Annotated in this window: 8 protein-coding genes and 2 pseudogenes; 3 read left to right on the top strand and 7 right to left on the bottom strand. The window is 60.2% G+C overall.

Annotated features, from left to right (window positions below; genetic code table 11):
• Positions 1 to 189: 189 nt before the first annotated feature.
• From egtD to DK412_RS30035, 5 genes are all read right to left on the bottom strand, one after another.
• Complete coding sequence (gene egtD / locus DK412_RS04965) at positions 190 to 1140, bottom strand: L-histidine N(alpha)-methyltransferase (protein ID WP_245447435.1); 951 nt, start codon at positions 1138 to 1140, stop codon at positions 190 to 192.
• A 16-nt stretch (positions 1141 to 1156) separates the two neighbouring features.
• Positions 1157 to 2116: a class I SAM-dependent methyltransferase gene (locus tag DK412_RS04960; RefSeq protein WP_109971042.1), complete on the bottom strand. Its 960-nt coding sequence runs from the start codon at positions 2114 to 2116 to the stop codon at positions 1157 to 1159.
• Positions 2117 to 2984: 868 nt separating this feature from the next.
• Positions 2985 to 4517 (bottom strand): ISL3 family transposase, encoded by a 1533-nt coding sequence (locus DK412_RS04955; protein WP_109971041.1) that lies wholly within the window; start codon positions 4515 to 4517, stop codon positions 2985 to 2987.
• A 606-nt stretch (positions 4518 to 5123) separates the two neighbouring features.
• On the bottom strand, positions 5124 to 6347 hold the full coding sequence (locus DK412_RS04950; RefSeq protein WP_162596120.1) for a TIGR02594 family protein: 1224 nt from the start codon (positions 6345 to 6347) through the stop codon (positions 5124 to 5126).
• A gap of 20 nt (positions 6348 to 6367) precedes the next feature.
• Complete coding sequence (locus DK412_RS30035) at positions 6368 to 7519, bottom strand: hypothetical protein (RefSeq protein ID WP_162596119.1); 1152 nt, start codon at positions 7517 to 7519, stop codon at positions 6368 to 6370.
• A 623-nt stretch (positions 7520 to 8142) separates the two neighbouring features.
• Here DK412_RS30035 and DK412_RS04945 point away from each other — a divergent pair.
• A complete protein-coding gene (locus DK412_RS04945) occupies positions 8143 to 9141 on the top strand; it encodes an Ig domain-containing protein (protein ID WP_162596118.1) in 999 nt (332 codons plus the stop codon).
• 243 nt (positions 9142 to 9384) lie between these two features.
• Positions 9385 to 10662, top strand: a pseudogene (locus DK412_RS04940) (IS66 family transposase).
• Positions 10663 to 10842: 180 nt separating this feature from the next.
• On the opposite strand, the gene DK412_RS04935 reads toward DK412_RS04940, so the two are convergent.
• Together DK412_RS04935 and DK412_RS04930 are read right to left on the bottom strand one after the other, a co-directional pair.
• Positions 10843 to 12201, bottom strand: a complete 1359-nt coding sequence (locus DK412_RS04935) for a radical SAM protein (RefSeq protein WP_109975066.1) — start codon at positions 12199 to 12201, stop codon at positions 10843 to 10845.
• 765 nt (positions 12202 to 12966) lie between these two features.
• A pseudogene (locus DK412_RS04930) lies at positions 12967 to 14038 on the bottom strand (IS630 family transposase).
• 13 nt (positions 14039 to 14051) lie between these two features.
• Here DK412_RS04930 and DK412_RS30870 point away from each other — a divergent pair.
• Positions 14052 to 14357, top strand: a complete 306-nt coding sequence (locus tag DK412_RS30870) for a hypothetical protein (protein WP_245447434.1) — start codon at positions 14052 to 14054, stop codon at positions 14355 to 14357.
• Positions 14358 to 14841: the final 484 nt, after the last annotated feature.

Raw genomic sequence — 14841 nt, 5'->3', positions numbered from 1 at the left:
TCGTTGCGCGACAATCCTGCGGCGGCCGAGCGCTCGCGCGACACCGGTCCTTGTCCGGTCAAGGTGCACGAAGCTCCTTGCACATGCATCCTCATGCGTGTCTTTGTCCCCCGCGCAGGTCCTGTTTCCCGACGCTGGTCTTGGGATCCGTTTCCACGCCTCGTTCGGCGTCCACGTGCACCGGCAGCGTCAGGGGCTGCGCAGCAGGTGCAGGCTGAACACGCCGAGCTCGTCCAGCCACACCGCCTCGGGAATCCAGCCGCTCTCCCGCGCGATCTCACGAAAGGCCTCGGGCGCGTATTTGTAGGAATTGTCGGTGTGGATGCTCTCGCCGGCCGCGAAACGGTAGATCTCGCCGTCGAGGCGGCATTCCGTGTCCCGGGTCGCCACCAGATGAGCCTCGACCCGGAACGGCTCGGGCAGAACCCGCGCCTCGTGCCGGAAGACATCGAGGTCGAAGGTCGCGCCGAGCTCGCGGTTGGCCCGGGCGAGCAGGTTCAGGTGGAGCGCCGCCATCAGGCCGTCGGCACCACCATAGGCTCGCAGCAGCCGGTCGCGGTCGCGGGTCGGATCGACGCCGATCAGGAACCAGCCCGACCCGAGCGTCGCCCGGGCGCGCTCCATGAAGGCGACCGCCTGCGGGCCCGAGAAGTTGCTGATGCTGGTGCCGGGAAAGAAGCCGAGTACCGGCCCGCCCGCGAGGTCGACCGGGAGCGTGATCGGTCGCGAATAGTCGGCATGGACAGGGATCATCTCGACGCCAGGATAATCGAGGCTGAGATGGTCAATGGCGGCCTTGAGGAAGTCCCACGAGATGTCGAGCGCCACGTAGCGGGCAGGCTGCGCGAGCGCGTCGAGGAGGACGCGGATCTTGCGACTCGCGCCGCTGCCGTACTCGACGACGGTGGCACCGGGCCCGATCAGGCCGGCGACCTCCGCCGCGACCGCGGGCAGGAGCGTCATCTCGCGGCCGGTCGGGTAGTAGTCGCGCGTGCCGCAGATCCGGTCGAACAGCGTCGAGCCCTCGACGTCCCACAGGTACTTGCCCGGCAGGGACCGGGCCTGCGCCGACAGGCCGGCGCGGGCATCGCGCAGGAAGGCGGCGGTCTCGGCGATGTCGGTGGCCTTGGGCATCGGCATGGTTGCGCTCCGCATCTCAGGTCGGCCGCATCGCCGTCAGCACCGCGAGGGCGATCCGGTCCGCCGCCCCGTAGGCCGGTCCCGCGAGTTCCTCGCCGTAGACGTCGGGATCGACCTCGTCGTAGGCGCAGGACAGCCCGGCCTCGGCGCACAGGTGTTCAGCCGACTCGCGGAAGGCATCCCGGCCCGCGACGATGACGGTTCCGCTGAACAGGACCAGCGTGCCGCCGGGCGCGAGCCGGCGCGTCGCCGCCGCGACCACCGCGAGGGGCAGGCCAGACCCGTTCTCGCCGCCGCCGTCCCGGTAGGCGCGCCCGGCCGGGTCGACCATGAAGGGAGGGTTCGAGACGATCAGGTCAAAGTCGCCCGCGACGCCCGAGAGCAGGTCGCTGGCTCGCGGCGTGACCGAGGCGACGCCGGCCGCGCGGGCGTTGAGGGCGGCCGCGCGCAGGGCGGCCTCGTTGATGTCGACGAGAATGACCTCGGCCGCGGGCGCCCGTTTGGCCACCACGATGCCGGCGGCACCCGAACCGCAGCCGATATCCACGACACGGCGCGGAGGCGCAGGGCGCTGCCCCAGATGCCCTGATACCGCCCGGACGAACCGGACGGTATCGGGCCCGAAGAACACCGCGTCGGCGGCGAGGGGCGGGAAGGCCGAGTGCAGGAACAGCTCGCCGTCGAGGCTCGACAGGCGGACCGTCGGACGCCACAGCGCGCCGTCGGGCACGGCTGCGCCGGATTCCCGCATCAAGCCGAAGATCTCTCGTGGCAGCAGATCCGGCTGGAACGGCCGGCTCCAGCCAAGGACGTCGCGGAGATCGCGTGCCTCGGCGTTGCCGGATCGGCGGTTCACCGTCTCGTGCGTGGCGGGCGTCACCGTGGTGAAGGCGTATCCGGTCGCGCGCACGGCTTCGACGAGGGCGAGGAGCGCCACCTCGTTTCCCGGAACCAGGAAGGGGTTCGGCACCGTCATCGGCAATCCGCCTTTCCGGCGGGACGGATGCCGCACCCTGCGCAGGGCCGACCGTCCGAGCCGGCCCACCGATCGCGCCTGACGTTGATATCTCCGGCCTGCGGCCCGCGCTGGCACATCACGTCTGGACGACCTCCCTGCTCCGATTCGGCCGAATACTCCAACACAGTATGCTGGAGGATCCACCGCAAACGCCTGAGAAATGCCTTGGTTCGCAGCCCCGGCCCCGGCCATGCACAGCAGCCGGCGTGGCGCGTTCCGCTTACCCCGAACCCATCCCTCTTGCGGCGAGACCCCGGCTTCACCGGCCGGGCTGGCCGCAGTGGGCCGCGCGTCGGCGGGCTGGGTGATCAGCCGCGACCGGCGCCCAAAGATTGCGCCGTCCCAGATCCGGCTCAACGCGACGGCGATGCAGTTGCGGGCTCCGATCAGGAAGTGGACATGCGCAACGCCCCAGAACGCCCAGCAGGGTAAGGGCCTGGGCTGCCTCCAAGCCGGCGAATCGCCCGCCGAGGATGGCGACGCGACAAGTATCCGCCATGACTCGTTCCGGGTCGTCCCGCTCGGACCGGCTCAACGGAAGCTGCCTGAGTTGGTTCCGGCTGCGTCCCGGGCTTTCATCTCGAATATCAACATGCAGCGAATTTTAAAGAAGATGGAAATGGCTGGTCGCACCGATAGCTGGAGAGGGTTTCGACTGGGTATCCCAGTGGCTTCTTGAGTGATGTACGACGGTGTGGGTGGCATCTGCATGTGATTAGGCGTGGAATAAGGACCCCGTTTCCGGGGTGATCGGCGTCCAAACGGGGTTCATCCGCACTTTCGGTGCTTACGGGTGCTTGTCCAGCCAAGCTCTGGGGGACCCGGGTTAGGCGGCATGCAGCACTCGCTGGCGGAGCAGGTCGAACTTGGCTCGACCATACATGCTGCGCTTGATCAGCTTGAGGCGGTTGACCTGCCCTTCAACGTGGCCGTTGCTCCAGGGCTCGGCGATCGCCGCGCGCACGGCATTTTCATCCTGCCGAAGCCCGGTGACGAAGCCACCGAGTTCGCTGGCAGCAGCCTCCAGCCAAGGTGTCAGTCCGGCCGGATCGTCCTGGTGCAGGAGATCGGCAAAGGCGCGTACATCCTCGGCCGCCCGCTTCAAGCGCGGAGCCGCATTGCAGAGTGCCTGGGTGAAGGCCCGATCCACGGGCGATAGCACGGCTGGATCGCCCGTCAGCCACCGGGTGATGCGGCGTGTCGAGGGGATCCGGGCTGAGGGCGGTCGAGCCGGGGCCTCCGACTGCTGCCGTGCGACCCAGCGCCGGACGATGTCGTAGCCGCCCGTGAAGCCCTGCGCGCACAACTCGCGATGGAGACAGGTGGCGCTGCGCTGACCCTCCTGCCAGCGCGCCTCGACGACGGAGATGTAACGGTCGAGCTGGCTCGGACCTGGGGCACGACGGTAGGGCACGAACTGGCCAGCCCGGATCCAGCGACGCACGGCGTTACGAGATGCTCCGAGACGGCGGGCGATCTCCTTGGTCGGTTGACCTTCGCCATGGAGCCGTAAGGCTGCCTCACAGCGATCACGTCGCCGGCTGCTCGTCTCCGGGGCGGGCTCGGTCTTTGCTGGATCAGGAGGGAGAGAAGGCTCGGGCCTGGAGTGGATCGCCACGGCTCTGATCTCGGACTGGTGACGCTCGACGATGCTGCGCAGTGCCTCGGAGGCATTGACGAGCAGGTGCCAGCGATCTGCAACCTGCATCGCCGCCGGGGCGCCTGTGCGCGCAGCCTCGGCGTAGGGTCCGGCGCGGTCACGGCTGACGACGGCGACGCTCGGATGGGCGGCAAGCCAGTCCCGCACCGGTGCCGCAGAGCGACCAGGCAGCAGGTCGATGACGCGCCGCCGTTCCAGGTCGCAGACGATGGTGCCGTAGGACTGACCGCGCCGCCACGCCCAATCATCGATGCCGACCACGCGCGGCGCCGGCGAGGAGGCGATGCCGCGTCGACGGACCAGGCGCAGAACCGTGTCGCCGCTGACCGGCATCGCCAGTCGTCGCGACAAACGAGCACCGGGCTCGCCGCCGAGCACCATGCCGATATCGGTCTGCGCCTCAGCCAATCGTTCGCTTCGACGCGCTTTGCGTGAACCCATCCCCACTGCTGGTTCGGCGAAGATCCGCCCCGGGCAGTGGCCGCAGCGGAAGCGGCGCACGCGCAGGTGCCACGTCACAGTCCGATCTTGCCACGGCAGGTCCTTGAGGGTTCGCCAGTACGTGCTGTGAACGCGAGTCGAGGATCGGCCGCAGCTCGGACAGGTCGCCTGGTGAGCGGTGGTGTGGGCGGTGATCAGCAACCCGGCTGTGTTCAGCGTCAGATCATCGACGTGAAGGCCGTCCGGGACCGACGGCATCGACGGGTTCGAGATCGGCATCGTGCTGCCCTACGGCTGCCATGCGCATCAACGCCCGATCCCCTCCACCAGCACCGAAAGTGCGGATGAACCCCGTTCCGATGCCGTTTGACAGCTAGGAGTGCGCTAGAGTGCTTTCTGACCCCCCAGCAAACCGTTACGGGCGCAGGGCAATTTTTTGGGCTGCGCTAGCACTGCGCTAGGAAATATTGCCGTTCTGGCGCAAGGGCAAGGCAATGAAAAACCCCGCTAACTGCTTAGCGGGGTTGAAAAACTTTGGTAGCGGAGGAGGGATTTGAACCCCCGACACAAGGATTATGATCTGGACGCGAGTGTGTCTAAGTCATTGATGAAACAAGCTGCGCCGGTGAGCTGCGCTAGCACTGCGCTACCTTGCAGCAGCTGGGCTGTCCTTCTCATGCTCCACGCCCACGATGCCGAACGCACTGATACGCTGAAAGCAAATCACCCGGGCGGGTGCTATATGAGCCTGAGACAACTCCAACCCCTGGCGCGAGACGTGCCTTCACCGCTTGTCATAGCAAAGAAGTACCTCGGACGGATTGATCGTTGGTTAAGTCCCATGCCGATGACCTCGAGGGAAGGTTAGTTCATCGCTGGCATCAAGTACGCCACCAGCTTCCTTTTGACGGTCGTACTCTTTGCCGATGTCTTGGCATACCACTCTCTTTTGACCGTGTTCGATTGATTGCCGCCCAGAAGCTCTACCTCAGTATCAGTCCACCGAGTAATAAAGCCGACGTGACCATTTCCGTTCTTCCAGGCGGCGTCGGCAAATGGCGCATCACGGAACACTCCGATACAGCCGTATTGCGGCTTCTCCAATTCTATGAAATGGCGGTCCTTGTTCCAGAAAAAGGATCGGGCTCCGGGGTGCCCAGTGCCCCTGTAGCCTGCTCTCTCAAGACAATAGTTGACGAAAGAGGCGCACCAGTGGACTTCGTCACCTCCGTCCTTCATTGGATCAAACCAGGGTGCGGCCACTCGGATGTAATTCAAGATCCGCGGGTTCTCTCCTGGATCGGCCCACTCAGAACGCTCGATCGGAGGTAGCGATTCCTCTCGGAGTGCGACTCGCATCCAATCTGTTGCAGCAGGGGCGGCCGAGGACGCTGGCCCTGCCGCTCTGGCGGAAATCGACGCCCGCGGCTTGTCGGCAGAGTATTGCTTGCCAGGCGTCCAGCCCTCAATCTTTTGAATAGATTTCGCTACGTTAGACAGATCGGCATCGGTTAGACTCGACAGAACAGTCTTAGTGTCGATACCAGTGCGCTTGGCGACGAAGTCGACGTAATGCGCCGTGTGATTCTCACTGGGGGGTGCATATCGATTGATTGCTTCCGTCAGACTCAGATTCCGATATGAGGGCGCGCGTAGTAGCGACATCACGGCCAGCAGGCCGACCTCCTCACTGGGAAAGATTGCGAACCTCGTGTCGGCACCGATCGCACCATGTTCGATGGCGAACGACCCGCTGACGATGTTGCCTGGATTGTTGTTGCGCCAGGCGCGGGAGCCACCTTCTCTAATGATCTCTGTCGCATCCGCGCGTCGATAGATTACCTGGAGCGGTATCGGCGATCGCGCGGCAACGAAGGTCGCTTCGTCCTTACCAGTGCCCGGACTTCCTTCGCCCGACTGCGAGTCCCCGCTTCCTTTAGAGCCATCCGTGGGCGGTGCGTCGGCTACGACCGTGTAAAGTTCATCTTTCGGTCCTATCGTCACCGGATTGTAGCCCTGTAGGCGCAAATCGGAGAGAAGATCCTCAAGCTCTTCTTCCGTAACGTCGGTAATCGTGTATTTCTTCACTTTCTATTCTCCCTGTACGATCACGGAATGGCGAGCTCCCGGATCATCCTCGACTGAGCCTCAAACATGCCCCTGCTCGGTCGCAGGAAATCCCCGATTGCCATCCCGATGTTATTTGAGGACAACCAATTCTCGACCTGGTTTAGATTCTTAGTGCTCGAGTGCATGAACGCTCGAATCCGGGATGCATGCACAGAAGTGGCAGAAGGTACTATTTCGTGAGCTGGTTGGGGGCGCCCTGCTGACGGGGGCTGAGCAGCCGATGTTGTTCGCGGTATTTGTCGCGGCGGCGCTGTGGCACTCGTAATGCCGAGTTCGGCAGCAATTCGTCGCTGCGCCGCTGCATAGACGTCCGACCGAACGAAGATGCCGACTGGGGCATCAATGCTATTGCGGACAAGCCAACTTTCGACGGCCGCGCGGTTCTCAGGGCTTGAGAGCCAGAAGGCGCGAATCCTCGGCCCCAGCGGTGTCACTCCAAACCGTACCGTGACCGCTTGATCCTCTACGATGGTCGCGTTTCGAAGCCTTACACCAGAATCCTCTGATAGTCCGACAAGTGCTCCGGTTAGGGTGCCAGCGCGGTAGTAGGATTCGATATCGCTAAGCGCGAGTTCAAGCGGGTATACGTCTATACCTAACGCCAATCGCTCGATGATCCGGGCCCTCAAGAGCTTGCGTTGTGTGCGCATCTGCTGCTCCAAAAGGGCTATCGTCCTATCAAGCAGGATATCTCTATCATATGCTTCCCTAACACCAGTCAGCCCAGCTGCCGCCGTCGCGAGAATCGTCTTGAGTTCTGTCGATGCTACTGTCGCTGCGGAGGTCGTCAGTCCGAGAGTAGCGACCGTCGTGAGGAATGGAATTTCCTGTCGCTCTCGGGTAAGTTGCGCTTCATATTCTGAATATTTAAGATCTATTCCGTACATTTTGCTGTGTACGATGGCGTCCCGGAGTTCGCGCTTTCTAACCCCACCCGCAGTTGCATAGGCCAAATAGCTCTCTGGCCCGGACGCAGCCTTGACGAACTCACCCTCAGCTTCAATAGGATAAATCCGCTCAGGCCCCCCTCGCAACGAGGGTGTACAAGCCGCTAATAGGATAGCAAAAAGTGTTAGTAGCACCAAGCGCCGCGGATCTAGTTCGACCACATCAGGAAGCGTTCTCGACATAGCGCAAGCATCTCGAGTGGTATCCATTTCAATACGAATTGAGCACGCTCAGCGCGCCACTTGCAATGGGCAACCGCAGCTTGTTCGAATAGGTTGGTTACTGTTGCGTCGTAAGCACAGCCCACCTCGTTCGACCGATTTCAGGACCGATCCGCCGATGCAAGGAGGGTCTGCTGAGCGTTCCAATGGTCTTTTATTCTCATGAAGCCGATTTTCCCCAGAAGTCTTGCCCAATCATCTTCCGATCTTAATCCTTCGGTGTAGCTGCCATAGCTTTATCAATAAACAATGCTAATCCGGACGAGGTAAAGCGGCTCGTTAGGCAAGGTCACGCCCGGCCTTCACGCCAGCCAATCTTAAGCCGCGTGGCCGGCGCGATCTACGATACCTCAGACATGCTCATATTATCTTCTATGATATAGATCTTTCACCGTCAAATGCCGACAGTGACGCCGGAAATATCTGTCGCGTTTAAGCGCATCCCAAAAAAACAGGAATAAGCCTCACGGCACACCAACCATTTTTCGCGGCGCTACATATTGATGCTTCCTATCGAAGCAGCTACATTCTCTGCTCTACCCAGTCAGAGAAAGCAATTTTTGTTCGCGAAGGAGCAACTAGAGATGGCAACTCCGGCATTTAACTGGGCACTTGCATTTGCTGCGCTGTTATTAGTATTCACTATTATAATTATTACCAAATTTCGATCAAGCCACTTTGTATCATCAGCATTAACTAAATCCAATTTAAGATCAGGATCAAGTGGTGGGTCGAGCGGCGATGGGATCGGAAGCTCGTCTATATGGATAGGTACGTGGGTGCTTGGCTTTGGCATATTTGGCTTTGTAATAATCCTTTCATGGAGTTACGGCCAAGGCGGCGGAGAGGGATTTACGGCTAAGTTCTGGAGTATCTTCGGTACCGACAGCATGGTAGCGATAGCTTCAGCAGGGATAGGCGGATTATTAGGTTTTATATTTGGGATACCAAGAACGCTGGATCCCTCGACACGTGTCGCGGTCGCGGCGGCGGCAAGTTCGGCCAGCCCGGGCGCGGGTTCGCAGGCGGCTCTGGCCGCCAACACCAATCTAGAACGGATTTCTGATTGGTTCACAACACTTCTGATTGGCGCTACACTGGTTCAGGCACAGAATGTGATCGAATGGATAGGAACACTCGGCACTAAATACAAGGCGGGAGATGCTGCTCTAAGCAATGAGGCGATGGTGCCGCTAATTGTATTGTATTTTTCTGCACTATCTTTTCTAGGAATTTATTTAATAACGAGGCTTTATCTTACTTTTGCTTTGCAACAAACGCTTGCGTTACTCACCGGGGTGATCGATACGGCAGCGCCCATAATTCTCACGCAAAGTCTCCCCGATGCGACTTCTGGGTCGATGTATGCAGCGTTTCAACTCCAAGCTACAGGAGGTACTTCGCCTCTTCGATGGTCTTTTATTCCACGACTTCCCGATGGTATAGAGCTCGACGGGAGCACTGGCCTCATTTCTGGTACGCCGTCAAATCCCGTCGCGAAATCGACTTACCAGATCGTGGTTGTTGATAGCGCAATACCCCCAAAATCTGCCGCAACTAATGTCGATCTAATAGTCAAATGATATGTGTCTTCTCGGAGCAGCGCGGTACGATAGTGTCTGTCAAGTTTCTGTCGTTAGCCTCCTAGTGCATTGACGCATTCAGAGGATTCGCGGGGGGGCCTGAACCGTGCGAGTCTGAAGCATGGCTCAGAAAGTAATTTCCCACGGTGTGCGCACGAGGGCGGCGTGACCCACGAGCGGGGCTCCTGAGGGGTGTCCGCCGGGCCTCTTGCCGGGAGCCGATTTCGCTGACTCCGTCGTGAGATGAGCCGCGGCGATCTTGAGCGTTTGAGCAAGGAGGAGCTGATCGAGCTGGTGCTGCGCCTGCAGCGCCCGGAGAAGACCTCGCGCATCTCCTCGAAGCCGCTCTCCACCGACCGCAAGGAGCGACGCGAGCAGGCCAAGCCTGGCGGCGCCAAGCCCGGTCACGAGGGGCATCGCCGCACGCTCAGCCCCGACCCCGACGAGGTCATGGCCCACCGCCCGGGTCAGTGTTCCTGCTGCGGCAGTGCCCTGGCGGCGGATCTGTCGGCCGAGATCGTCAGCGTGTGCGCGCGGATCGAGTTGCCCGAGGTGACGCCCGTCGTCACCCAGCATCAGCGGCTCGCGGTGCGCTGCCCGTCCTGCGGCACCCGAGTTGTCGCCCCGGTGCCGCAGGAAGCGCGCGGCACGCCGTTCGGACCGCGGCTGCACGCGGTGGCGAACTACCTCGAGACTTTCCAGGCTCTGTCCTACGAGCGGCTGCAGGCAGCGCTGTCCGATCTGTTTGGGCTGACCCTCAGCCAAGGCGGGCTGATGAACCTGCTTCGCCGAGCCCAAAGGCCGTTCCGCGCCGGTCGCGAAACTGCGGTCTCGGCGCTGCGCCGGGCCGCGGTGGTCGCATCGGATGAGACTGGCGTGCGCATCGAGGGCAGCAACGCGTACCATTAGGTCTTCCGCTCGGACGAGGCGGTGGTGCATCACGCCGCCTCGACGCGAGCTGCCGCAGTGGTGCACGCGATGATGAACGGGCACCGGACCGCGGTGTGGATCTCGGACCGCTACACCGCCCAGCAGGGGCACGGCGAGCGCCACCAAAACTGCCTGGCGCATGTGGCGCGCGATGTCGCCTATGCGGTCGAGGTCAGCAACGATCCCGTGCCGCTGCGCCTGCAGCTCTGGCTCGGGTCGGTGTTCAGCCTGGCCGAGCGTGTCACCAACCTGGCCGCCTCGACCCTGGCTGGCAAGCGCCGGAGGCTAGAGCGGCGGCTGTCGGAGATCCTCGCCGTCCCGAGCCAGTGCGATCTGACCCACGCGCTGCAAGCCAAGATCGGGCGGGCTCGCCAGCAACTCCTGGTCTTCCTCGACCATCCCGGCCGCGTGGCGGTCACCAATAACGGGTGTGAGCGGGCGCTACGCCCGGCGGTGGTACAGCGGAAGGTGACGATCGGCGATCGGGCCATTTGGGCGGCAGGCGAGGCGGACGTGGGCACCGTTGCCAACATGGCCCGGCTCTCGGGCGCGAACACCTTTGCCACCATCCGCAAGATAGTCAGCGCCTGAGCCCATCGGCATGGACGTCCGTAATTACCCCTGCGGAGCCCTGGCCCTTCGAGCTCATCTGTCAGACCTAAACGAAAGAGCTCAAACGCTTCAAGCTCGATACGCCACACCATATGTCAGAACCAGACATCTGCGTCGTCGCGGAAGTTAGATTTTTAACAGATAGTAGACAGTGATATTTTACGATCTTGCTTCAGTTGCGCCATCCAGCCGATGCACCAGAGACCGGCTGAGCACCTCCCTATTTAAAGAGCAACGAGATGAGCTACCCTCACCCGATATTAGTTGATGCAACTCGCGCCTTGTCAAGCAGTCACCGACGCAGTTGCTTTGGGCGAAGCAGCTGTTGCAGGGGCTGCTTTCGCTTTTCTTGTAATGCATGAGGCGCTCTAGACGTTCGTTGGAAAGCTCGAATCTTCCAGTCTCCTTATTGAAAGTTCCATATAAAAAAAACTCTCCAAGTTTGTGCGACTCCTTGCTCACTTCGTAACAGGACGAAATTGTACCGTCGCTCATAACCACAAAATTTGGCTCTTGACCAGTTGCTCCACAAAAATGCTTATGGGAAGTGGGGTTCACACATCCAGAATATGTAAGATTTAAGCCAATCTCTTTACCAAATTTCTGAGCTTTTATTAGTTCACTAGCGAAATCTAATTCAAAATTTCTATCGATTGCTTGTAATCCAACGCCACGTCCGCTATTAAAGAGAGGCTCAAGTTGAACGTCCTTTACCAAAGTTTCGCTTTTTATATATTCGAGAAATGGAATTATGCCGCCAATAGACGATCTCATTACGGTTAGTCTAACAGCACATTGAACACCGTCAGCTTTAAGACGCTTGAGATTTTTGCTTACAATCCCGAACGAACCCTCTCCAGAACTTGTGGGCCGTTGTGAATTTTGGATAGATTCAAGTCCGTCTAAAGAAATAGAAATACCGTCGAAATGTTTTGTTATAAAATCATATTGAGCTGTGCTCCACATTCCATTCGAGGTTAAGAATAAACCCAAACCGATTGACAGCTCATTTGCAACTTGTTGTGCGTAAATCACAGTATTCTTAAATAGTGACCATTTAAAAGTAGGTTCTCCTTCGCCATGAAAACTTACGCCGAAATTCCCAAAATTTCTGGAACGTGCATTCGATGCTACGAAATCTATCGAAGCCCTCGCAATGTCAAACTCCATCGATCCAGCTTCTTCTCCACCATGAATGTAGCAATATACGCAGCGAAGATTGCATTCTTTGGTTAACGATAAGACAACAGATGTTGGGGCATAGTGTGAAACAGCATCCTTATCCGCGTTCAATGATCTATTATGGCTGGGAGATTGAAAATCATCACTTCGAAGCTCAGTAAGGAACTCTAGCCAGTCCTTTCTTCCATCGAATTCGGTAACTGCATTACCGTTCAGCATTTCTCTGACGGCAGACGCTGTACGCGTATCTAATTCAACTACAATATCTCTAAGCGGGGCGTATAAGAAATGGCGTCCGTCGCGTTCATGAACGAAGACATTATGAGTTGTCGACATGGGGTTCTCCTCACTTATATAGAATTCGTCCTAAGAGAAGTAACATGCCTCGTATATTAGTGTCCAGCATCACTGGTGTCTGATGCGCTATACGACTTTGATATAGGCTACGTAGATCGCAAAAAGGGGAGAGCTCGGAAGGATAAACCGGATTCAAATCACTTCCGATGCTTAATTTTGCCGTTCAAGAGGATCCTTGCGCCGATGGCACTTGTTGTCAAGCGTGCGTGCTCTGAAGGGCCAGTCAGTAGTGTCTAACCTAAGGACATGGGACGAGATCTAGGCTTGCGGGTCGCCCGATTTAATGCTAATATACAGAATAACCGAGACTAAGATATGAAATCATAGGAGTCCTAGATGGACATGAAAAGCGATGAGAGCTTACAGCCACCGATCGATGAAGTGAATGAAAGAAGACGATTGCTCATATGGGCTGGAAAGCTGGCTGGTACCTTGGCCGTAACAACGTTCGGAGGCGAAGCTTACGCTCAAAGGAGCGGCTGTGAGCCTGTAGCTAGTAGTCGCCCTAGCTGCACGTGCGTAGGGAACACGTGTAACAGTAATGCACCTGTAAGATGTAGCTGTATTGGTAATTGCCCGTCATATCAACCACCGAGTAGATAGCGGAGGTTTCAGATTTCGCCTGCACTCAATGTGAAAAGCTCTGCGACTTTGCTGCCGCAGCCTAGATCGTAGTCCCGAAAATTGTCGTCACCGTTCGCGTTCGGGTACTTGTGCAGGAACAGTGTAAACTAGTGCATTGACTCAAACTGATGGTGCAGCGTTGCCGTTGACAGCATCAAGGATGGCGGCGGCCGGCTTGGTCCAGACGAAGGGCTTGGGCCTGTCGTTGTGCTCGGCGATGCAGCGGTTGATTGCAGCCTGAAGGTCGACGATCCCGCTGAAGCCGCCACGTTTCAGCCTGCGCCGGGTCAGGGCGGAGAAGAAATTCTCGACCGCGTTCATCCATGGAGCCGAGGTCGGGGTGAAGTGGAAGATCCAGCGCGGATGCCGGACCAGCCAGGCTCGCACCTTCGGGTGCTTATGCGTGCCGTAGTTGTCGAGGATCACGTGGATCAGTTTGCCCGCCGGCACCGCCGCCTCGATCGCGTTGAGGAAGCGCAGGAACTCCTCGTGGCGGTGACGCTGCATGCAGCCGGCCGATCACGGTGCCCTCCAGTACATCGAGCGCGGCAAACAGCGTCGTGGTGCCGTGGCGGATGTAATCGTGGGTCTGTGTCTCGGGGCGACCTGGTGTGACGGGTCGGCTCGGGCGGGTACGCTCCAGAGCCTGGATCTGGCTCTTCTCGTCGAGCGAGAGCACGACGGCGTGGCGCGGCGGATCCATATAGAGCCCGACGATATCCTCGACCTTCTCGGCGAAGGCCGGATCGTTCGAGCGCTTGAAGCTGCGCACCCGATGCGGCTGCAGGCGGTGCGCGTCCCAGATGCGCTGGACCGACCGTAGGGAGATCCCGACGGCCTGCGCCAGGGCGCGGCCGGTCCAGTGGGTGACTTCACCGGGCGGTTCGGAGCAGGTTAGGGCGAGCACCTCGGCGACGGTGTCGGTGGAGTGAGGCGGCTTGCCGGGCGGACGGGTCTAGTCGCGCAGCAGACCCTCGACGCCTTCTTCGGCGTAGCGCTGTTGCCAGCGCCAAACGGCTGGCCGGCTGACGCCGGCCTGTTGGGCGACGTCGAGGACGGAGAGGCGTTCGGCCGAGAGCAGGACGATGCGGGCGTGCTGGATGTGCTTGAGGGGCCGCCCCCGATCGGCGACGATGGCGGACAGGCGCGCCAGGTCGGCGACGCTGGGGATCACGCAGACAGTCTGAGCCATGCCTCAGACTCGCATGGCTCAGGCCTCACGTGAATCCTCTGAATGCGTCAATGCACTAGGAGACTGGAGCGAGCTGCCAGTTGCCGGTCTGGCCAACTGGAAGCGTATGGCGCAGTTAGAGATTGCGCAGGAGGTGGAAGCGATCGAGGACTTGGTGGGCCTGCGGGGCGCCGAAGCGCGTGCCTTCGACGAAGACCTCAGCGCGGTCATGAGCGACAATGGCGATGTCCGGATGCTCTCGCAGCCAAGACGCGACGCTCTCGACGGCGCGGTCGGGCAGAGGTTCGAGAACAGTGTGCCACTCCAGGTCGATGATTAAGGTGCTGTAGCTGAAGCCGCGCGGCCACACCCACTCATCGACGCCAGCGACGTGCGGTTCGGGATGGCTCGGCAAACCTCCGGCACGGAGGAGGCGAAGGAGCACGTCGCCGCTGACGGCATGGCCAGACGCTGCGCCAGCCTGGCTGCCGGCGCGCCGAGCGCGAGGGGGAGGTGGCGCTGGAGGTCGTGCAGGCGCACCGAGCGGCTGGCGTGCGGCCGGACGACGTCCCCACCCTACTCGCCAAAGGTGCGCCGTAGGCAGGCTGGGTTAGTGCAGAGCAAGCGCCGCACTCCGAAGCGCAGGGAGACGACCGGCCATGCCAGGGCAGATCAGCGGAGGTGCATTGGTAGGAGCCTTGCGGATGGCACGCGAGCCCTCGTCGGCCAGGGCAGCACGTTGGCCTCGAGCGCAATCTGACGTGGATTACAAGGCGATCGGGTGTGGGTTCGATGCCGACCACGCTGAGCCGGGGCGGCACGAG

Origin of the sequence: Methylobacterium sp. 17Sr1-1, assembly GCF_003173775.1 — a bacterium.
In the GTDB taxonomy this organism is placed as follows: domain Bacteria; phylum Pseudomonadota; class Alphaproteobacteria; order Rhizobiales; family Beijerinckiaceae; genus Methylobacterium.
Note: the sequence above shows the minus strand (reverse complement) of the source record. Positions and strands in the feature narration are given on the sequence as shown.

Excerpts from the sequence above, each read along its gene's own strand:
- egtD (WP_245447435.1), bottom strand. The coding sequence starts at position 1,140 with ATGCCGATGCCCAAGGCCACCGACATCGCCGAGACCGCCGCCTTCCTG.
- DK412_RS04960 (WP_109971042.1), bottom strand. The coding sequence starts at position 2,116 with ATGACGGTGCCGAACCCCTTCCTGGTTCCGGGAAACGAGGTGGCGCTC.
- DK412_RS04955 (WP_109971041.1), bottom strand. The coding sequence starts at position 4,517 with ATGCCGTCGGTCCCGGACGGCCTTCACGTCGATGATCTGACGCTGAAC.
- DK412_RS30035 (WP_162596119.1), bottom strand. The coding sequence starts at position 7,519 with ATGTCGAGAACGCTTCCTGATGTGGTCGAACTAGATCCGCGGCGCTTG.
- DK412_RS04945 (WP_162596118.1), top strand. The coding sequence starts at position 8,143 with ATGGCAACTCCGGCATTTAACTGGGCACTTGCATTTGCTGCGCTGTTA.
- DK412_RS04935 (WP_109975066.1), bottom strand. The coding sequence starts at position 12,201 with ATGTCGACAACTCATAATGTCTTCGTTCATGAACGCGACGGACGCCAT.
- DK412_RS30870 (WP_245447434.1), top strand. The coding sequence starts at position 14,052 with ATGGCTCAGGCCTCACGTGAATCCTCTGAATGCGTCAATGCACTAGGA.